Raw genomic sequence first — 18,198 nt, forward strand, 5'->3', positions numbered from 1 at the left:
ACCTCTCGGTGCCGCGGGGGCCGTCCTGTGTTCTGAGGCGGTCAGACGATGGCCAGGTCCTTGATCACGACCTTCTTCTTGGGGGCGTTGGAGCCCTCGCCCCGCACGTCGGCCGTGGGGTCGCCGTTGAAGGGGATGATGCCGCCCTTGGCGATCTTGTCGATGACGTTCATGCCCTTGCTCACGACGCCGATCATCGTGAAGGCGGCGCCCGAGGCGGTCAGCTGGGTGTTCTCGTCGGTGAACGAGATGAAGAACTGGCTGCCGTTGGAGTTGGCGTCCTCCGTGGCCTGTGCCAGCCCGACCGTGCCGCGGTTGAGCGGCATGCCGCCGAGGTTCTCGTCGTCGAACAGGTATCCCGGGCCGCCCGCGCCGTCGTCCTTGCTCTTGCCGTCGCCCTTGGCCAGGGGGTCGCCGCACTGCAGCATGCCGAGGCCGACGGTCTCCACCGTCGCGAGGCGGTGGCAGACGCTGCCGTCGTAGAAGTTCTTGTCGGCCAGGAACACGAGCGAGTTCACCGCGCACGGCGCGTCCTTGGTGGCCAGGTCGATGACGATCTCGCCCTGGTTGGTCCTGATGATCATCTGCTTGGCGAGGATGACCCTCCTGGTCAGCTTGCTGGGCGGGAGGCCCACGAACTTCGACGGGCTGCCCGAGTCGTCCTTGCGGTACTGGCAGGTGATCTGGCGCAGGCTGGTGGGCGGGGCCGTCGGCTCCGTGGGCTCGCTCTGCGTCACGGTGGGACCCTCGGCGGAGGCCGACGCGGAGGCCGACGCGGAGGCCGAGGGGGTGGCCTTGGACGCCTGGTCGGCCGAGCCGTCACTGCAGGCCACCAGGCTGCCCGCCAGCGCGAGGAGTCCGAGCCCGGCACCGAGGGTGCCACGCAGGCGGCGACGGGGTGTGGTCGCGCGCCCGGCCGTGCTCACGCGCCAAGCCGGTTGCTTCTGCCGATCAGTGTCGGTCACCGCTATGCCTTCCCTTTCCCCTTTTATTACGACTGATGCGCCACTCTATCCGTGATCCCGTCGGCTTCGTGTAAAGCAGGCGTCCCAGGGGTATCACGACTGTTTGCGCTCATCTTGCTCTCAGATCTCCCTGGGAACCTCCTGCCGAGCGAATCCGTACAGGGGGTACGGTTCGCGATCCGCGCCCGGTTGCCGTCTCAGGAGCGATGCACGATGTTCGACCAGGTCTTCGGACTCCCGGCCCATGCTCTCCTCGTCCACGCGGCGGTGATCTTCGCGCCGCTGCTCGCGGTGCTGTCCATCGTGTACGCCGCGCTGCCCCGCCTGCGGCACAAGCTCGACTGGGCCCTGGTCGCGACCGCCGTGGTGGCCCTCGGCTCGGTGTTCGCGGCCAAGGAGAGCGGAGAGGCGCTGGAGCACCGGATGTTCCAGGGCCGGCCCTCACCGGCGATCGGAGTCCACAGCGGGCTCGCGGACATCCTCGTGCCGGTGACCGCGCTCCTGACCGTCGCGTCTCTGCTGATGGTGTGGCTCACCCGGGCCCGCCGCGCCCCCCAGGGCGCCGGCTCGCGGGCGGGCGTCCTGGTCGTGTCGGCCGCCGCCGTGATCCTCGCCGTGGCCGTCGGCTACTACGCCGTACGGACCGGGCACACGGGGGCGACGGCCGTTTGGGGCGGCTGACGGTAGTGTCGGCGCTGTGGAGAGCCTGTTCGATTCGGCCGCCGAGGAGGCGCACCGGGGCCAGGAGCCGCTGGCCGTGCGGATGCGGCCGCGCTCGCTGGAGGAGGTGATCGGCCAGCGGCACCTGCTGGGACCCGGCACGCCGCTGCGCCGGCTGGTGGAGAGCGACGCCCCGATGTCGCTGTTCCTGTGGGGGCCTCCGGGCACCGGCAAGACCACGCTGGCGTACGTCGTGGCGGGCGCGACCAAGCGGAGGTTCGTGGAGATCTCGGCCGTCTCCGCCGGGGTCAAGGACGTGCGCGCCGCCATCGACCAGGCCCGCCGCGAGCTCGGCATGACCGGCAGGCAGACCGTGCTGTTCGTGGACGAGGTCCACCGGTTCAACAAGGCGCAGCAGGACGCGCTGCTGCCCGCGGTGGAGAACCGCTGGGTCACGTTCATCGGCGCGACCACGGAGAACCCGTTCTTCTCCGTCATCTCCCCGCTGCTGTCCCGCTCGCTGCTGCTCACCCTGGAGCCGCTGGCCGAAGACGACGTCCGCGCCGTCCTGGAGCGGGCGGTGGCCGACCCGCGCGGCCTCGGCGGGCGCGTCACGCTGCACCCGGACGCCCTCGACCAGCTCGTACGGCTGGCCGGCGGAGACGCCCGGCGCTCGCTGACCTACCTGGAGGCCGCGGCGATGCTGGCCGACGACGTCACGGTCGAGGTGGTGGAGAAGGCCGTCGACAAGGCCGCCGTGCGCTACGACCGGCAGGGCGACCAGCACTACGACGTGGTCAGCGCGTTCATCAAGAGCATGCGGGGCTCGGACGCCGACGCGGCGCTGCACTACCTCGCCCGGATGGTGGAGGCGGGGGAGGACCCGAGGTTCATCGCCCGCCGGATCGTGATCTTCGCCAGCGAGGACGTGGGGATGGCGGACCCCACGTGCCTGCAGGTCGCGGTGGCCGCCGCCCAGGCGGTGGAGTTCATCGGCCTGCCCGAGGGCAGGATCAACCTCGCCCAGGCGGTCATCCACTGCGCGCTGGCGCCCAAGTCGAACGCGGTCGTGAAGGCGATCGGGGCGGCCTCCGACGACGTGCGGCGCGGCATGGTGGGCCGCGTCCCCGACCACCTGCGCGACGCCCACTACCCGGGCGCGAAGAAGCTCGGCCACGGCAGGGGCTACCAGTACCCGCACGACTTCGAGCACGGCCTCGTCCGCCAGGACTACGCGCCGGAGGAACTGCGGGAGCGCCGCTACTACGAGCCGACCACGCACGGCGCCGAGGCGCGGTTCGCCGAGCGCTGGGCGAAGATCCGGAGCTTCCTGCGCGGAGGCTGAGCGCCGCACGTATGCGGTCCGGGGTGTGTGGTGCGGAACTGCGGGCAGGGCGTTCGCGGTAAGGTCTTGCCATTCCAGCTCCGTTGATCTAGGGAGATCGGCACATGCTTACCGCGGGAGAGCTGGCGGGCCTCGTGGTCGCCATTTTCTGGGTGATCCTGGTCTGCTTCATGGTCGTCGTGCTGGTCAGGCTGGCCAGACTGCTGACCGAGACCCGCAAGTCCGTGGCCGAGCTGAGCGACCGCATCGCCCCGCTCCTTGACGACATGAGCCAGACCGTCTCCGAGGCCAACCGGCGGCTGGTGGCGGCCGAGGAGATCACGCACAACATGCGTGACGTCAGCGGCAACATGGTCAAGATCACCGGAGTGGCCTCCACGCTGTTCGCCGGTCCGGTGCTCAAGATCTCCGCCTTCCGGGACGGCTTCCGCCTGGCGCTGGCCCGGCGCGCCGCCCGCAGGGTCCCGGCCCGGCGGGTCGCCCGCGGCGGCCCTCGAACCAGGGACAGGATCAGCGAGCGGCACGCGGCCGAGCGCGCCGTGGAGCGCCGGGCGATCGGGAGGGGACGCGGATGATCCGGCGGCTCTTCTACATGTCCCTGGGCGCGTTCCTCACGGTCTGGACCATGCGTAAGCTTCAGTCGTTGCGGCCCGACCACGTGGCCAGGCGCACCGCCGACCGCGCGGTGACCCTCGCCGACCAGCTCAGGGACTTCGCCGGCGAGGTGCGCCACCTGTCGGCGAGCAGGGAAACCGAGTTGCGCGCCGAGTTCGGGCTCGACACGGTTGATGGAAACACCACCGGCAAGAACAGAATCTACGACGTAAAGGACGGCCGCTGAAATGGAGTCGGCAGAGATCGCGCGCCGCTTCCTGCGCTTCTTCGAGGAGCGCGGGCACACAGTCGTGCCCTCGGCCAGCCTGGTCGCCGAGGACCCGACACTGCTTCTCGTGAACGCGGGGATGGTCCCGTTCAAGCCCTTCTTCCTGGCGCAGCAGACGCCGCCGTACCGGCGGGCGACCAGCGCGCAGAAGGTCATGCGCACCCTCGACATCGACGAGGTCGGCAAGACCACCCGGCACGCCAGCTTCTTCCAGATGCTCGGCAACTTCTCCTTCGGCGACTACTTCAAGGAGCAGGCGATTCCGTTCGCCTGGGAGCTGCTCACCCGGCCCGAGTCCGACGGCGGCTTCGGCTTCCAGGAGGACCGCCTGTGGGCGACCGTCTACCTGGACGACGACGAGGCCCAGGACATCTGGCACCGCAAGGTGGGCCTGCCGCTCGACCGCATCCAGCGCCGCGACCTCGCCGACAACTACTGGCACATGGGCGTCCCCGGGCCCGGCGGGCCGTGCTCGGAGATCTACTACGACCGCGGCCCCGAGTACGGCCGCGAGGGCGGGCCGATCGCCGACGAGAACCGCTACCTCGAGGTGTGGAACCTCGTCTTCATGCAGTTCCAGCTCAGCAAGGTCCGCAGCAAGATCGACTTCGACGTGGCGGGCGAGCTGCCGGCCAAGAACATCGACACCGGCATGGGCCTGGAGCGCATGGCGGCCATCCTGCAGGGCGTCGACAACATCTACGAGATCGACACGACGTACAAGATCCTCGACACGGCGGCCGAGCTCACCCGGTCGCGCTACGGGCGCGACAAGCGCGCCGACGTGTCGCTGCGGGTGATCGCCGACCACATGCGGGCGGGCGTCATGCTCGTCGGCGACGGCGTGCTGCCGTCCAACGAGGGCCGCGGCTACGTGCTGCGCCGCATGCTGCGCCGCGCGATCCGCAACCTCCGCCTGCTCGGCGCGGGCGAGGAGCGGCACATGCACGCGCTCACCGCCGTCACCATCGACGTGATGGGCCAGCAGTACCCCGAGCTCAAGGCCGACGCCGCCAACATCCACACGGTCATCGACGCGGAGGAGGCGTCGTTCCTCGGCACGCTCCGCACCGGTACGGCGATCTTCGACGTCGCGGTGGAGGAGACCAAGCGCAAGGGCGTCTCGACGCTCAGCGGCGACCAGGCGTTCCAGCTCCACGACACCTACGGCTTCCCGATCGACCTCACCCTGGAGATGGCGGCCGAGCAGGGCCTCCAGGTGGACGAGGAGGGTTTCCGCCGGCTCATGAAGGAGCAGCGGGACCGCGCCAAGGCCGACGCCGCGGCGAAGAAGACCGGCAACGCCGACATCTCGGTCTTCACCGGCATCCTGGAGAAGGCCGGGAAGGTCGACTTCCTCGGCTACGACCACACCACCGCCGAGGCGAACGTCATCGGCCTGCTCGTCGACGGAGCGGCCGTCCCGGCGGCCGGCGCGGGGACCACGCTGGAGGTCGTGCTCGACCGCACCCCGTTCTACGCGGAGGGCGGCGGTCAGCTCTCCGACCAGGGCCTGATCCGCACCGGCGGCGCGGAGATCGAGATCGTGGACGTCCAGTCGCCGGTGCCCGGCCTGGTCGTGCACCGCGGCAAGGTGCGCACCGGCGAGGTGCGGGTCGGTGACCAGGCGCAGGCCGACATCGACCTGGAGCGGCGCCGCGCGATCTCGCGCAGCCACACCGCGACCCACCTGGTCCACCGCGGGTTCCGCAACGCCCTCGGCGAGTCGGCGGCCCAGGCGGGCTCGGAGAACTCCCCGGGCCGCTTCCGCTTCGACTTCACCGCGGCCGGGGCGGTCTCCCCGTCGATGCTGCGCGACGTCGAGGACGAGGTGAACGCCGTCCTGATCAACGACCTCAAGGTCAACGCCTTCTACACCAGCCAGGCGCAGGCCCGCGCGATGGGCGCGCTCGCGTTGTTCGGCGAGAAGTACGGCGACGAGGTCCGGGTGGTCGAGGTCGGCGACTACTCGCGCGAGCTGTGCGGCGGCACGCACGTGGCCAGCTCCGGCCAGCTCGGCCTCGTGAAGGTGCTGGGCGAGTCGTCCATCGGCGCGGGCGTGCGCCGCGTGGAGGCGCTCGTCGGCCTCGACGCGTTCCGGTTCCTGGCCCGCGAGAGCGTGCTGGTCGCCCAGCTCAGCGAGCAGCTCAAGACCCGCCGCGAGGAGCTGCCCGAGCGCATCGAGGGCATCGTTTCCCGCCTGCGCGCCGCCGAGAAGGAGCTGGAGAAGCTGCGCTCGGCCCAGGTGCTCGCGGTGGCCGGCGAACTCGCCGCGCAGGCCCGCGACATGCAGGGCGTCTCCGTGGTGACGCACCGCGCGCCTGATGGCACCTCCGCCGACGACCTGCGTAAACTCGCCCTCGATGTGCGCGGCAGGTTCCCTGGCGACCGCGCCGCGGTCGTCGTCGTCTCCGGCGTCCCCTCCGACCGGCCGGTCGTCGTCGCCGCGGTCAACGAGGCGGGACGCGAGCGGGGCCTGAAGGCGGGCCGGCTCGTCGGCGTCGCCGCCAAGGCACTCGGGGGTGGCGGTGGCGGCAAGGACGACGTGGCCCAGGGCGGCGGCACGCGGCCCGAGGCGATCGGCGACGCGCTGCGCGCGGTCGAGGAGGCCATCTCCTCCGCCGTGGCGTGAGCGGCCGATGAGGCACGGCGTCAGGATCGGGGTCGACGTCGGCTCCGTCCGCATCGGCGTGGCCCGCTGCGACCCGTCGGGTCTGCTGGCCACGCCGGTGGAGACCGTACGGCGCGGCCGGGGCGACCTGGCGAGGATCGCGGAGATCGCGGCCGAGCACGAGGCGATCGAGATCGTGGTCGGGCTGCCCACGTCGCTGTCGGGCAGGGAGAGCCACGCCGCCGGGGCCGCGCGCGACTTCGCCGCGCGGCTGGCCGCCCGGGTGGCTCCGCTGCCGATCCGGCTGGTGGACGAACGGCTCACCACGGTCAGCGCGCAGCAGGGCCTGCGTTCCAGCGGCGTGAAGGCCCGCAACCAGCGTGACGTGATCGACCAGGCGGCGGCCGTCGTGCTGCTGCAGGCCGCGCTCGACGGCGAGCGGGCCACCGGCAATCCCCCCGGCAGACCTCTCGAACCACCGCGGCCCGGCGCCGGGCCCGGTGAGGAAGCGAGCGGCGGGACCGCACGGTGAGGCGGACCGCGGCCGCCATGGCTGGCGGCCTCGCCCTGGTCGCGGTGGCGGTGGCGTACGGCGTGCATCAGGTGGTCGGGCAGTCCGACAAGGCTCCGGACTACTCGGGCGGCGGCTCGGGGACGGTCACGGTCGAGATCACGCCGGGGGCGAGCGCCGCCGAGATCGGCGAGACGCTGGCGAAGGCCGGCGTGGTGGCAAGCGCCCAGTCGTTCGTCGAGCAGGTGATCGCGCGCTCCAAGGAGAGCGGCCTGCATCCGGGCCGTTACACCCTGCGGCGTCGCATGGCCGCCGCCAGCGCCCTCGATCTGCTGCTCTCGCCCGCGAGCAGGGTCGTGCGCACGGTCACCGTGCCCGAGGGGCTGCGCACGAGCGAGGTGCTGCGCACGCTCGCGGACCGGACCGGCATCCCGCTGAAGGACTTCACCGAGGCCGTCGCCGAGCCCCGGCGCCTGCGCCTGCCCGCGTACGCCGAGGGGGCGGCCGAGGGATTCCTCTTCCCCGCCACGTATGAGATCGAGCCGGGGATGACCGCCGCCGATCTGCTCAGGAAGATGACGGCCCGGTTCCGCGTCGCCGCCCAGAAGGTGAAGCTGGAGGAGCTGGCTCCGCGCGTGCGGCTCACGCCCAAGCAGGCGGTGACGGTCGCGAGCATCGTGCAGGCCGAGGGCGGTGTCCCGGCCGACTACCCCAAGATCGCCAGAGTGGTGTACAACCGTCTCGCGCGCGGCGCGAAGCTGGAGATGGACAGCACGGTCAACTACGCGCTGAACCGTCACACCCTCAAGGTCAGCACCGAGGACACGCGGGTCGACTCGCCGTACAACACCTACGCGCGCACCGGGCTGCCGCCCGGACCCATCGGCAACCCGGGGGAGAGCGCGCTCACGGCCGCCCTCCATCCCGCCGAGGGCACGTGGTACTGGTTCGTCACCACAGATCCCCGGCGTAAAATCACCAAATTCACTGACAAAGAGGCGGAGTTCAGGAAATATCGGGAGGAGCTGAACAGGTATCTCGGGACGAACTGATCGCCTCCGGGGCATCCGCGCGGCGCCGTCCCGCGGGGGTTCCGGAGCGGTGGGCGCGTCCGCACGGCCCCGCCGCCCCCGGGCGGGGCTCCACATATCGGGGACGACCCGCAGGACCCCCACTGCCCCCGGCACCCTCGCGGCGAATCCCCCGTTGCCCCGATTCCCCCTTGCCCCGAATCCCCCTGCCCCGAATCCCCCCTGCCCCGAATCCCCTCGGTCTGGCACACTCGCTTGACGGGAGGCCTCTCGTACCGAGAGATTGGCCAGCGCACTATGAATGATCTGGACATGGACTTCCTGCTCGGCGCCGAGGACGACGACGGTTCTCCCCGGCGCCGGTCCTCCGGCAGCCGGATGCAGCAGCGGCGCAGCCGCAGGCGCCGCAAGAAACAGCGGCGCAAGGGCAGGGTCGCCACGCTGTTCGCCATCGCGATCATCATCGGAGTCCTCGGCGGCCTCGGCTATTTCGGATTCACCTGGGCGCGCGGCGTGATGATCCCGAAGGACTACACGGGGGAGGGACGCGGGGAGGTCGTCGTCGAGATCGAGGAGGGCGCGAGCGCCACCGACGTCGCCCAGATGCTGGAGGACGAGGGCGTCGTGGCCAGCGCGCGGGCGTTCATCAACGCCATCGGCGCCGCGGGGAAGAGTTCCTCGCTCCAACCGGGCCAGTACGAGATGCGCAAGGGCATGTCCGCCGAGTCCGCTCTGGCCCTGCTGGACCCCAAGAACCGGGTGCTCAACCGGCTGACAATCCGCGAGGGGCTGCGGCTCAGCAAGATCTACGAGGAGCTGTCCACCGCCACGGGCAAGCCGGTCGACGACTTCAAGAAGGCCGCCCGCGCCGACATCGGGCTCCCCGCCTACGCCAAGGGCCGCCTGGAGGGCTTCGCGTTCCCGGCGACGTACGAGATCAGCAGCAAGCTCACCCCGCAGCAGATCCTCACCAAGATGGTCGACCGGTTCAACCAGACCGCGGATCGGGTCGACCTGGAGAGACAGGCGAAGCAACTCGGCTTCAGCGCCAGGCAGATCATCATCATCGCCAGCATCGTGCAGGCGGAGTCCGGCAGCGCCGAGGACATGCCGAAGGTCGCCCGGGTCATCTACAACCGGCTGACCTCCAACCCCCAGATGAAGCTGGGCATGGACAGCACGGTCATGTACGGCCTGAACAAGTACGGCATCGCGGCCTCGCACGCCGACCTGGAGAGCACCTCGCGGTACAACACCTACAAGTACTTCGGCCTGCCGCCCGGCCCGATCGCCAACCCGGGCGACCACGCGATCGAGGCCGCGCTGCACCCGGCGGACGGCAACTGGCTGTACTTCGTGACGGTCGACCCGAAGCGGGGCATCACCAAGTTCACCGACAAGGAGACGGAGTTCTGGAAGCTCCGCGACGAGTTCAACAGGAACAACAAATGACCGCGACCGGCCGGCGGGCCGCCGTGCTGGGCTCACCGATCGCCCACTCGCTCTCCCCGGTCCTGCACCGGGCGGCGTACGCGGCGATGGGCCTGCATGACTGGCGGTACGACGCGATCGAGTGCGCCGAGGGCGGGCTGGCCGACCTGATCGGCGGGCTCGGCCCGGAGTGGGCCGGGCTGTCGCTCACGATGCCGCTCAAGCGCGCCGTGCTCCCTCTGCTCGACAGCGTCTCGGATCTCGCGCTCGCGGTCGGCGGCGCCAACACAGTGGTGTTCCGCGACGGCGCGCGGCACGGCGAGAACACCGACGTGTACGGCATCGTCCAGGCGCTCGCGGAGGCGGGTGTGCCCGCGCCGTCCTCCGCGGTCGTCCTCGGTGGCGGCGCCACCGCGGCTTCAGCCGTCGCCGCCCTGCGGGAGACGGGGCTCGCGGAGGTCACGCTGGTCGTGCGCGACCCGGGCCGCGCGGGAGAGACCCTGCGTGTCGCCGAGCGCCTCGGCACGGCGGTGACCGTGCGCTCCTACGACGACTTCGACCCCGGGGCCGACCTGGTCGTGTCCACGCTGCCGTCCGGCGCGGCGGACGCGCTGGCCGAGCGGGTCGCGGCCCGCCTGCCCGAGAAGGCGGCGCTGTTCGACGTCGTCTACGCGCCCTGGCCGACGGCGCTGGCCGCGGCCGCGGGCGCGCGGGGGCGCACCGTGGTCGGCGGCTTCCCGATGCTGCTGCACCAGGCGGTGCGGCAGGTCGAGCTGATGACCGGGCGCGCGGACGTGCCGGTGGAGGCGATGCGCGCCGCCGGCGAGGCCGAGATCGCGCGGCGCGCGGCCGTCTGACCGGCCCCGGGTTTCTGATCGGCACCCGGTTTCTGACCAGCACCGGGTTTCTGACCAGCACTGGGCGGCCCCGGAATACGTCGAGGGACGTTCGGGTTTTGTGATAGCGTAAGAACTCGATCGGTCCGGCATGAGCTGGACGCGCAAGCGGAGGTCCTCCTCCCACCTGCTCCGCCGAAAGGCGGACGGGTTCAGGATCACACCGGAGTTTTCGGCAGGAGAGCTCAGTGACCCCGCATGCGTGACGTGCGGGGTTTTGTTTTTGTCCCGCGCGGTCGAGACAAGCGGAAGTCTTTTGGAGGTCCCATCAGCACCGAGCCCCGCATCAACGACCGTATTCGCGTGCCCGAGGTGCGCCTCGTCGGCCCGAACGGCGAACAGGTCGGCATCGTCTCCATCGGCGACGCGCTGAAGCTGGCCCAGGAGAGCGATCTCGACCTGGTGGAGGTCGCGGCCACGGCCCGCCCGCCCGTCTGCAAGCTCATGGACTACGGCAAGTTCAAGTACGAGTCGGCCATGAAGGCGCGCGAGGCCCGCCGTAACCAGGCGCACACGATCATCAAGGAGATCAAGCTCCGGCCGAAGATCGACCCGCACGATTACGAGACCAAGAAGGGTCACGTCGTGCGCTTCCTGAAGGCGGGAGACAAGGTCAAGGTCACGATCATGTTCCGGGGCCGCGAGCAGTCCCGGCCCGAGCTGGGCTTCCGGCTCCTGCAGCGCCTCGCCGAGGATGTCACCGACCTGGGGTTCGTCGAGTCGCAGCCGAAGCAGGACGGTCGCAACATGATCATGGTGATCGGGCCGCACAAGAAGAAGGCCGAGGCGAGGGCCGAGAAGGCCGCCGCCAAGGCCCGCGGCGCCGACCAGCAGGCGGCGGAGCCCGCCGAGGAGCATGCCGAGCAGGCCGCGCAGCCGCAATGACGCCCGCCGCCTGGACCACCAGGCGGGGCGCCGCAAACGTACACGGAAACCGAGACCGGGACGGTCTCGCGGAGTAAGGCAGGCCGCCGGCCCGGGTCACCGGCCCGGGCCGTCGGCACGGACGAAAGAGGAGAGACGGCTGAGATGCCGAAGATGAAGACGCACAGCGGTGCGAAGAAGCGGTTCCGGCTCACCGGATCCGGCAAGGTTGTCCGCCGCCGCGCCAACCGGCAGCACCTGTTCGAGCACAAGCCGTCCACTCGCACGCGCCGTCTCGAGGGCGTCGTCGTCATGTCCGACGCCGACACCAAGAAGATCAAGAAGCTGCTCGCGAAGTAACGACCCGGGGAGATAGAACAACATGGCACGCGTGAAGCGGGCGCTCAACGCCAAGAAGAAGCGCCGGGTCGTCCTCGAGCGGGCGAGCGGTTACCGCGGGCAGCGGTCGCGGCTCTACCGCAAGGCCAAGGAGCAGATGCTCCACTCGATGACCTATGCGTACCGGGACCGCAAGGACAAGAAGGGCACGTTCCGCCGGCTGTGGATCCAGCGGATCAACGCCGCCGCCCGCGCGAACGGCATCACCTACAACCGGTTCATCCAGGGCCTGCGCCTGGCCGGCATCGAGGTCGACCGCAAGATCCTCGCGGACCTCGCGGTGAACGACACCCAGACCTTCGCCACGCTGGTCGAGTCCGCCAGGAAGGCGCTCCCGTCCGACGTGAACGCGCCGGTCGCCTGACACCTGCTCAAAGACGAGGGCCCGCCGCCTGCGGTGGGCCCTCATCCACGTCGAGGGGGGACAAGCGGGCATGGCGGAGCTCACTAACATCAAGTCGCCGCGTGTCAAGGCGGCCCGCAGGCTGACCAAGCGCGCTTTCCGGGACCGCGACCGGGCGTTCCTGGCGGAGGGGCCGCAGGCGGTCCGCGAGGCCCTCGCGCTCAAGGACGTCACGGTCGAACTGTTCACGACGGTCGAGGCGGAGACGCGGCACGCCGACATCGTGGCCGCCGCCGTCGCGGCGGGCGTCCCGGTCCACCGCGCGAGCGGCGAGGTCATGGCGGAGCTGACCCAGACGGTCACCCCGCAGGGACTGCTGGCCGTGTGCCGGTTCGTGCACGTCCCGCTGGCCGAGGCGGTGCCGCGGGGGACGCGACTGGTGGCGATCCTCGCCCACGTGCGCGATCCCGGCAACGCGGGCACGGTCCTGCGTACGGCCGACGCCGCGGGCGCCGACTCCGTCGTGTTCACCGACGCGTCGGTGGACCCGTACAACGGCAAGTGCGTGCGGGCCAGCGCGGGCAGCCTGTTCCACCTGCCGGTCGTGACCGGCACTCCCGTGGCGGACGCCGTACGGCACGCGCGGGAGGCGGGGCTGCGCGTGCTCGCGGCCGACGGTGCGGGCACCCGGACGCTCGACGAGGTCGCCCTGGACGTGCCCACCGCCTGGCTGTTCGGCAACGAGGCGTGGGGGCTGCCGCCCGAGCTCCTCGCGCTGGCCGACGAGGTGGTGCGCGTCCCGATCTACGGACGGGCGGAGAGCCTCAACCTCGCCACCGCGGCCGCGGTCTGCCTGTACGCTTCCGCGCGCGCTCAGCGGCAGACCTTACATTCCGTGGAAGATCCCACTACCCCCGCGCTCTGAGGCTGCTGCCGGGCACGGGAAACCCGCTATTGTCGGCGAAGGAGTCGCGCAGGAGGCGTTCGGCGCGCGCAGTTCCGGAGCTCGAGGAGGCGGTCTCGTGCGAGGTGACGACACCCCCGGCGGCACCCTTGAGGGGGACGCCGGAGGGCGGGCGCACATCGATGTCGACGACCTTCCCGACGGCCTCGTCGCCACCGACGCCGACGGCGTGATCCTGATGGTCAACCGGGCCGCCGAGCGGCTGACGGGCGTGGCCCGTGAGGCGGCGGTGGGCAGGCTCATCGGCGACGTGCTGCCGATGCGCGACCAGGACGGCCGCGACTGGTGGAAGTGGCTCGACCCGCAGGGCGGGCTGTCCATCCGCAGCCGCCAGCCGGAACGGCCGCTGCACCTGCCCGGCCGCCAGGAGATGCTCGTCGCCGCGCGCTTCGTCCGCACGCCGCCGCGCGGCGGCCGCGTGGAGCGCGTCGTGATCACACTGCGCGACGCCTCGGCGCGCGCCCGGATCGAGCGCAGCCGCGCCGACCTGGTCTCGACCGTGGCCCACGAGCTGCGCTCGCCGCTGACCAGCGTCAAGGGGTTCACCGCGACACTGCTGGCCAAGTGGGAGCGCTTCACCGACGCCCAGAAGCGCGTCATGCTGGAGACGGTCAACGCGGACGCCGACCGGGTGACGCGGCTGATCACCGAGCTGCTCGACGTCTCGCGCATCGAGTCGGGCAGGGTGGAGATCCACCGCCAGATCGTGGACGTGCCGGCCAGGGCCCGCAGGATCATCGCGGGCCGGGTGGCGGCGGGGGAGCCGGAGGACCGCTTCCGGCTCGAGGTCCTCGGCGAGCTGCCCGAGATGTGGCTCGACCAGGACAAGATTGACCAGATCCTCGCGAACCTGGTGGAAAACGCGGTGCGCCACGGACGCGGTACGGTGACCATAGTGGTGGAGCCGGTCGAATGGGGTGTGGCGGTGTCGGTGCGGGACCAGGGTGAGGGCGTGGCGCCCGAGCTGGTCGGCCGCGTCTTCCGCCAGTTCTGGCGGGGCAACGGCCGCCGCCGCGGGGGGACCGGCCTCGGCCTGTTCATCGTCAAGGGTCTCGTCGAGGCCCACGGCGGCACGATCAGCGTGCAGCGCGCGCCCGGCGGCGGCGCCGAGTTCCGATTTACCTTGCCCACCGGCACCCCTGATTTCGCCTGAGGCTTTTCCACAGGCCGATCGCGCGGAGGACGGCCCGGTGGGCTGATCGGACTAGACTCGTTGCCGCTGAGCGCAGGGCGCTCGCAGGCCCCTGGATACGGAGCTCTCTCTTGTCGAACACCTATGACCCGGTCGAGGTGACGCCGCTGCACGCCGACGAGGTCGCGCGGGCGCAGGCCGACGCCCTCGCCGCCATCGCCGCGGCGCGCGACCTCGACGATCTGAAGCAGGCCAGGCTCGCGCATGTGGGTGACCGCTCGCCCATCGCGCTGGCGAACCGTGAGATCGGCGCACTGCCGCCCGCCGCGCGCGCCGAGGCGGGCAAGCGGATCGGCGCCGCGCGCAAGGCGATCGGCGAGGCGCTCGCCGCCCGCCAGGCCGAGCTGGAGGCCGAGCGGGACGCGCGGGTCCTCATCGAGGAGACCGTCGACGTCACGCTTCCCTGGGACCGCGCGCCGCGCGGCGCCCGGCACCCGCTGACCACCCTGCAGGAGCGCATCGCCGACGCGTTCGTGGCGATGGGTTACGAGGTGGCCGAGGGGCCCGAGCTCGAAGGCGAGTGGTTCAACTTCGACGCGCTCAACATCGCCCCCGACCACCCGGCCAGGTCCGACCACGACACGTTCTTCGTGGAGAGCGTCGACTCCGGCAAGGTGCTGCGCACCCAGACCTCGCCGGTGCAGATCAGGGCCCTGCTGTCGCGCCCGCTGCCCGTGTACGTGGTGTCGCCGGGCAAGACCTTCCGCACCGACGAGCTGGACGCCACGCACACGCCGGTCTTCCACCAGGTCGAGGGCCTGGCGGTCGACAAGGGGCTGACGATGGCCCACCTGAAGGGCACGCTCGACCGGTTCGCCGAGGTGATGTTCGGCGCGGGGATCACCACCCGCTTCCGGCCGCACTACTTCCCTTTCACCGAGCCGTCGGCCGAGCTCGACCTGCGCTGCTTCGTCTGCCGCGGCTCCTCGGCGGTGCCGGGCAACCCGCCCTGCCGCACCTGCAAGTCGGAGGGCTGGATCGAGTGGGGCGGCTGCGGCATGGTCAACCCGCGCGTGCTGCTCGCCTGCGGCGTCGACCCCGCCGTCTACTCGGGCTTCGCCTTCGGCATGGGCGTGGAGCGGACGCTGATGTTCCGCCACAACGCCGAGGACATGCGTGACATGGTCGAGGGCGACATCCGGTTCACCCTGCCGTTCGGGATGGAGGTCTGATGAAGGTCCCGCTTTCATGGCTGCGGGAGTACGTCGATCTCCCCGCGGTCACCGCCCAGGAGGTGGCCGACCGGCTCACCGCCGCCGGCCTCAAGCTGGAGGCCATCCACTCGCACGGCCACGAGATCAAGAACGTCGTGGTCGGCCGGGTCCTCGAGATCGAGGAGCTGACCGGGTTCAAGAAGCCGATCCGGCACTGCAAGGTCGAGGTGGGGGAGGCGACGCCGCGCGAGATCGTGTGCGGCGCGACCAACTTCTCCGAGGGCGCCGTGGTCCCGGTCGCGCTCCCCGGCGCGGTGCTTCCCGGCGGTTTCGAGATCGGCTCCCGCAAGACCTACGGGCGCCTGTCCGACGGCATGATCTGCTCGGAGGCCGAGCTCGGCATCGCCGAGTCCTCCCCGGGCATCCTGCTGCTGCCGCAGGACACCCCGATCGGCGCCGACGTGGTCGAGCTGCTCGGCCTGCGTGACGACGTGCTCGAACTGGAGGTCGCCACCGACCGCGGATACGCCCTGTCGATCCGCGGCGTCGCCCGTGAGGCGGCCATCGCGTTCGGCGTGCCGTTCCGCGACCCGGCCGCGAGCGAGGCGGAGTCCGGCGGCGGCGAGTCCTGGCCCGCGTCGATCGCCGACCCCACGGCCTGCGACCGGTTCGTGCTGCGCTCGGTCACCGGCTTCGACCCGGCCGCCGAGTCCCCGCTGTGGATGCGGGTGCGGCTGGCCCGCGCCGGCATGCGCTCGGTCTCGCTGGCCGTCGACATCACCAACTACGTGATGCTGGAGCTCGGCCAGCCCCTGCACGCCTTCGACCGGTCGCGCCTGTCCGGCCCGATCGTCGTGCGGCGGGCCCGGCCGGGGGAGACGCTGGAGACGCTCGACCACGTGGTGCGCACGCTCCACGAGGAGGACATCCTCATCACCGACGACTCGGGCCCGATCTCGATGGCCGGCACGATGGGCGGCCTGCACACGGAGATCTCCGAGACCTCGACCGACATCGTCATCGAGGCGGCGCACTTCTCCGCCACCGGCATCGCCCGCGAGTCGCGGCGGCACAACCTGGTGAGCGAGGCGTCCAAGCGGTTCGAGCGCGGCGTCGACCGCGAGCTGCCGCTGACCGCGTCGTGGCGTGCCGTCCAGCTCCTGGCCGAGCTGGGCGGGGCGGTCGCCGACCCCGGGGTGACCCACGCCCAGGTGGAGGTCTCGCCGGTGCGGATCACCATCCCGGCCGACCACCCCAGCCGGGTGGCGGGCGTGCCGTACGAGCGGGAAGCCGTGATCCGCAGGCTGGAGCAGATCGGCTGCGTGGTGACGGAGGGCGCCGCCCCCGCGGCCACGGCCGGACACGGCGTCGCGGCCACCGGCGTGCTCGCCTCCGGCGACCTCGCCGGCCGGCTGGCCGTCGACGGCGACGACCTGATCACGGTCATCCCGCCGACGTGGCGCCCCGACCTCACCGACCCGAACGACCTCGCCGAGGAGGTCATCCGGCTGGAGGGGTACGACCGCATCCCGTCGGTGCTGCCGCCCGCTCCGGCCGGGGGCGGGCTGACCGAGGCGCAGCGGCTGCGCCGCCGCGTGGGCCGCGCGCTGGCCCACGCGGGATATGTGGAGGTGCTCGCCTACCCGTTCATGGGGCCGCGCGACCTCGACACCCTGCTGCTGCCCGAGCAGGACCCCCGCAGGCGGGCGACCCGGCTGGTCAACCCGCTCAGCGAGGACGAGCCGTACATGCGGACCACGCTGCTGCCGGGCCTGCTGAAGACCCTGGTGCGCAATGTGGGCCGAGGCTTCGCCGACGTGGCGCTGTTCGAGTCCGGGCTGGTCTACCGGCCCGAGCCGCAGGCTCCCGCGACGGCTCCGGTCCTCCCGGTCGACCGCAGGCCCACCGAGGAGGAGCTGGCGGCGATCGAGACGGCGCTGCCGAGGCAGCCGCTCCGGGTGGCCGTGGTGCTGGCGGGAGAGTTCGAGCGCTCCGGCTGGTGGGGCGAGGGCCGGCAGGCGACCTGGGCGGACGCCGTCGAGGCGGCCCGCACGGTCGCGCGGGCGGCGGGCGTGGAGCTCGGCGTCCGGGCCGACCAGCACGAGCCGTGGCATCCTGGACGGTGCGCCGCGCTGACCGTCACCGACGCGGAGACCGGCGAGCCGGTGCTGGTCGGTCACGCCGGCGAGCTGCACCCCCGGGTCGTCGAGGCCTACGGGCTGCCGCCGCGCACCTGCGCGATGGAGCTGGAGCTGTCGCTGCTGAGCCCCGATGGGCCGGTGCAGACGCCCGCCGTGTCCGCCTACCCGGTGGCCACGCAGGACGTCGCGCTGACCGTCGCGGCCTCGACCCCGGTCGCCGAGGTCGAGGCCGCCCTCCGGGCGGGGGCGGGCGACCTGCTGGAGTCGATCAGGTTGTTCGACGTCTACACCGGCCCGCAGGTGGGCGAGGGCAACAAGTCCCTGGCGTACACGCTGCGGTTCCGGGCTCCCGACCGCACGCTCACGGTCGAGGAGACCACGGCGGCGCGCGACGCCGCCGTCGCCCTCGCCGCCGAGCGCACCGGAGCCCAGCTCCGCGGCGCCTGAGCATGATCGCCTGAGCGGGTGCCGGCACGGTGCGAATGAGCATGCTCCTGACGAGCACGTTCTTATGAACACAGTGCCGGCACCCGCGGTCGTCTCTCCCGGAGGAGCGGTGCGTCACCTGCTGGTGTTCCCCGAGCGGGACAGCGCGGAGGAGTCCGCCGAAAGCGTGGCCGAGCTGTTCCCGGCACTCGGCGTCCCCACCGTCGTCCGTGAGTTGCTCGCGGGCGAGGACGACGCCGAGGACGCCCAGTGGGTGGTCGTCGTGGACGATCCGGGCGGCGCCCTCGGCCCGGTCGACCTCGCCCGGCTCGACGCCCTCGCCGAGGAGGGCGAGGGCTGGCGCGAGCCGGGCTGATCGTCG

The 18,198-nt window shown here is 71.6% G+C and carries 18 protein-coding genes; 17 read left to right on the forward strand and 1 reads right to left on the reverse strand.

Annotation, left to right across the window (positions count from 1 at the left end; translation table 11 throughout):
- Positions 1–41: 41 nt before the first annotated feature.
- The gene (locus ABZ857_RS29075; protein WP_357048703.1) at positions 42–965 is read right to left on the reverse strand and encodes a peptidylprolyl isomerase; all 924 of its coding nucleotides are present in this window, start codon (positions 963–965) and stop codon (positions 42–44) included.
- A 213-nt stretch (positions 966–1,178) separates the two neighbouring features.
- On the opposite strand from ABZ857_RS29075, the gene ABZ857_RS29080 reads away from it, so the two are divergent.
- From ABZ857_RS29080 to ABZ857_RS29160, 17 genes are all read left to right on the forward strand, one after another.
- The gene (locus ABZ857_RS29080) at positions 1,179–1,646 is read left to right on the forward strand and encodes a hypothetical protein (RefSeq protein WP_357048705.1); all 468 of its coding nucleotides are present in this window, start codon (positions 1,179–1,181) and stop codon (positions 1,644–1,646) included.
- 16 nt (positions 1,647–1,662) lie between these two features.
- Entirely contained in the window at positions 1,663–2,970 is a 1,308-nt protein-coding gene (locus tag ABZ857_RS29085; protein WP_357048708.1) for a replication-associated recombination protein A, read from the forward strand.
- A gap of 104 nt (positions 2,971–3,074) precedes the next feature.
- A complete protein-coding gene (locus ABZ857_RS29090; protein ID WP_357048711.1) occupies positions 3,075–3,545 on the forward strand; it encodes a DUF948 domain-containing protein in 471 nt (156 codons plus the stop codon).
- Positions 3,542–3,811 carry a hypothetical protein gene (locus ABZ857_RS29095; RefSeq protein WP_079316531.1) on the forward strand — a complete coding sequence of 90 codons (270 nt, stop codon included), beginning with the start codon at positions 3,542–3,544 and terminating at the stop codon, positions 3,809–3,811. Before ABZ857_RS29090 ends, ABZ857_RS29095 begins: the two co-directional genes overlap by 4 nt.
- A 1-nt stretch (position 3,812) precedes the next feature.
- Positions 3,813–6,485: an alanine--tRNA ligase gene (gene alaS, locus ABZ857_RS29100; RefSeq protein WP_357048715.1), complete on the forward strand. Its 2,673-nt coding sequence runs from the start codon at positions 3,813–3,815 to the stop codon at positions 6,483–6,485.
- Between the two features lie 7 nt (positions 6,486–6,492).
- Positions 6,493–6,996 (forward strand): Holliday junction resolvase RuvX, encoded by a 504-nt coding sequence (gene ruvX / locus ABZ857_RS29105; protein WP_357048718.1) that lies wholly within the window; start codon positions 6,493–6,495, stop codon positions 6,994–6,996.
- Positions 6,993–8,027 carry an endolytic transglycosylase MltG gene (mltG, locus tag ABZ857_RS29110; RefSeq protein ID WP_357048721.1) on the forward strand — a complete coding sequence of 345 codons (1,035 nt, stop codon included), beginning with the start codon at positions 6,993–6,995 and terminating at the stop codon, positions 8,025–8,027. The genes ruvX and mltG (ABZ857_RS29110) overlap by 4 nt, the downstream gene beginning before the upstream one ends.
- A gap of 276 nt (positions 8,028–8,303) precedes the next feature.
- A complete protein-coding gene (mltG, locus tag ABZ857_RS29115) occupies positions 8,304–9,458 on the forward strand; it encodes an endolytic transglycosylase MltG (RefSeq protein ID WP_357048724.1) in 1,155 nt (384 codons plus the stop codon).
- Positions 9,455–10,294: a shikimate dehydrogenase gene (locus ABZ857_RS29120; protein ID WP_357048727.1), complete on the forward strand. Its 840-nt coding sequence runs from the start codon at positions 9,455–9,457 to the stop codon at positions 10,292–10,294. The genes mltG (ABZ857_RS29115) and ABZ857_RS29120 overlap by 4 nt, the downstream gene beginning before the upstream one ends.
- A 306-nt stretch (positions 10,295–10,600) precedes the next feature.
- A complete protein-coding gene (gene infC / locus ABZ857_RS29125; protein ID WP_357048805.1) occupies positions 10,601–11,218 on the forward strand; it encodes a translation initiation factor IF-3 in 618 nt (205 codons plus the stop codon).
- Positions 11,219–11,362: 144 nt separating this feature from the next.
- Positions 11,363–11,557 carry a 50S ribosomal protein L35 gene (gene rpmI, locus ABZ857_RS29130; protein WP_030504936.1) on the forward strand — a complete coding sequence of 65 codons (195 nt, stop codon included), beginning with the start codon at positions 11,363–11,365 and terminating at the stop codon, positions 11,555–11,557.
- Between the two features lie 22 nt (positions 11,558–11,579).
- Positions 11,580–11,960, forward strand: a complete 381-nt coding sequence (gene rplT / locus ABZ857_RS29135; protein WP_139575007.1) for a 50S ribosomal protein L20 — start codon at positions 11,580–11,582, stop codon at positions 11,958–11,960.
- 70 nt (positions 11,961–12,030) lie between these two features.
- On the forward strand, positions 12,031–12,864 hold the full coding sequence (locus ABZ857_RS29140) for an RNA methyltransferase (protein WP_357048730.1): 834 nt from the start codon (positions 12,031–12,033) through the stop codon (positions 12,862–12,864).
- 157 nt (positions 12,865–13,021) lie between these two features.
- Positions 13,022–14,056 (forward strand): ATP-binding protein, encoded by a 1,035-nt coding sequence (locus tag ABZ857_RS29145; protein ID WP_357048808.1) that lies wholly within the window; start codon positions 13,022–13,024, stop codon positions 14,054–14,056.
- 110 nt (positions 14,057–14,166) lie between these two features.
- Entirely contained in the window at positions 14,167–15,267 is a 1,101-nt protein-coding gene (gene pheS / locus ABZ857_RS29150; protein WP_357048733.1) for a phenylalanine--tRNA ligase subunit alpha, read from the forward strand.
- The gene (locus ABZ857_RS29155) at positions 15,267–17,837 is read left to right on the forward strand and encodes a phenylalanine--tRNA ligase subunit beta (protein WP_357048736.1); all 2,571 of its coding nucleotides are present in this window, start codon (positions 15,267–15,269) and stop codon (positions 17,835–17,837) included. Before pheS ends, ABZ857_RS29155 begins: the two co-directional genes overlap by 1 nt.
- A gap of 64 nt (positions 17,838–17,901) precedes the next feature.
- Positions 17,902–18,192, forward strand: a complete 291-nt coding sequence (locus ABZ857_RS29160; RefSeq protein WP_357048739.1) for a hypothetical protein — start codon at positions 17,902–17,904, stop codon at positions 18,190–18,192.
- The last annotated feature ends 6 nt before the right edge of the window (positions 18,193–18,198 follow it).

It is taken from the genome of Microbispora sp. NPDC046933 (assembly GCF_040644635.1).
In the GTDB taxonomy this organism is placed as follows: Bacteria; Actinomycetota; Actinomycetes; order Streptosporangiales; family Streptosporangiaceae; genus Microbispora.

What these genes read in the sequence shown, in the direction of transcription:
- alaS (WP_357048715.1), top strand. Translation starts at nt 3,813, where the DNA reads ATGGAGTCGGCAGAGATCGCGCGCCGCTTCCTGCGCTTCTTCGAGGAG.
- rplT (WP_139575007.1), top strand. Translation starts at nt 11,580, where the DNA reads ATGGCACGCGTGAAGCGGGCGCTCAACGCCAAGAAGAAGCGCCGGGTC.
- rpmI (WP_030504936.1), top strand. Translation starts at nt 11,363, where the DNA reads ATGCCGAAGATGAAGACGCACAGCGGTGCGAAGAAGCGGTTCCGGCTC.
- ABZ857_RS29120 (WP_357048727.1), top strand. Translation starts at nt 9,455, where the DNA reads ATGACCGCGACCGGCCGGCGGGCCGCCGTGCTGGGCTCACCGATCGCC.
- ABZ857_RS29080 (WP_357048705.1), top strand. Translation starts at nt 1,179, where the DNA reads ATGTTCGACCAGGTCTTCGGACTCCCGGCCCATGCTCTCCTCGTCCAC.
- ABZ857_RS29095 (WP_079316531.1), top strand. Translation starts at nt 3,542, where the DNA reads ATGATCCGGCGGCTCTTCTACATGTCCCTGGGCGCGTTCCTCACGGTC.
- ruvX (WP_357048718.1), top strand. Translation starts at nt 6,493, where the DNA reads ATGAGGCACGGCGTCAGGATCGGGGTCGACGTCGGCTCCGTCCGCATC.
- ABZ857_RS29160 (WP_357048739.1), top strand. Translation starts at nt 17,902, where the DNA reads ATGAACACAGTGCCGGCACCCGCGGTCGTCTCTCCCGGAGGAGCGGTG.
- ABZ857_RS29090 (WP_357048711.1), top strand. Translation starts at nt 3,075, where the DNA reads ATGCTTACCGCGGGAGAGCTGGCGGGCCTCGTGGTCGCCATTTTCTGG.
- mltG (WP_357048724.1), top strand. Translation starts at nt 8,304, where the DNA reads ATGAATGATCTGGACATGGACTTCCTGCTCGGCGCCGAGGACGACGAC.
- ABZ857_RS29140 (WP_357048730.1), top strand. Translation starts at nt 12,031, where the DNA reads ATGGCGGAGCTCACTAACATCAAGTCGCCGCGTGTCAAGGCGGCCCGC.
- ABZ857_RS29155 (WP_357048736.1), top strand. Translation starts at nt 15,267, where the DNA reads ATGAAGGTCCCGCTTTCATGGCTGCGGGAGTACGTCGATCTCCCCGCG.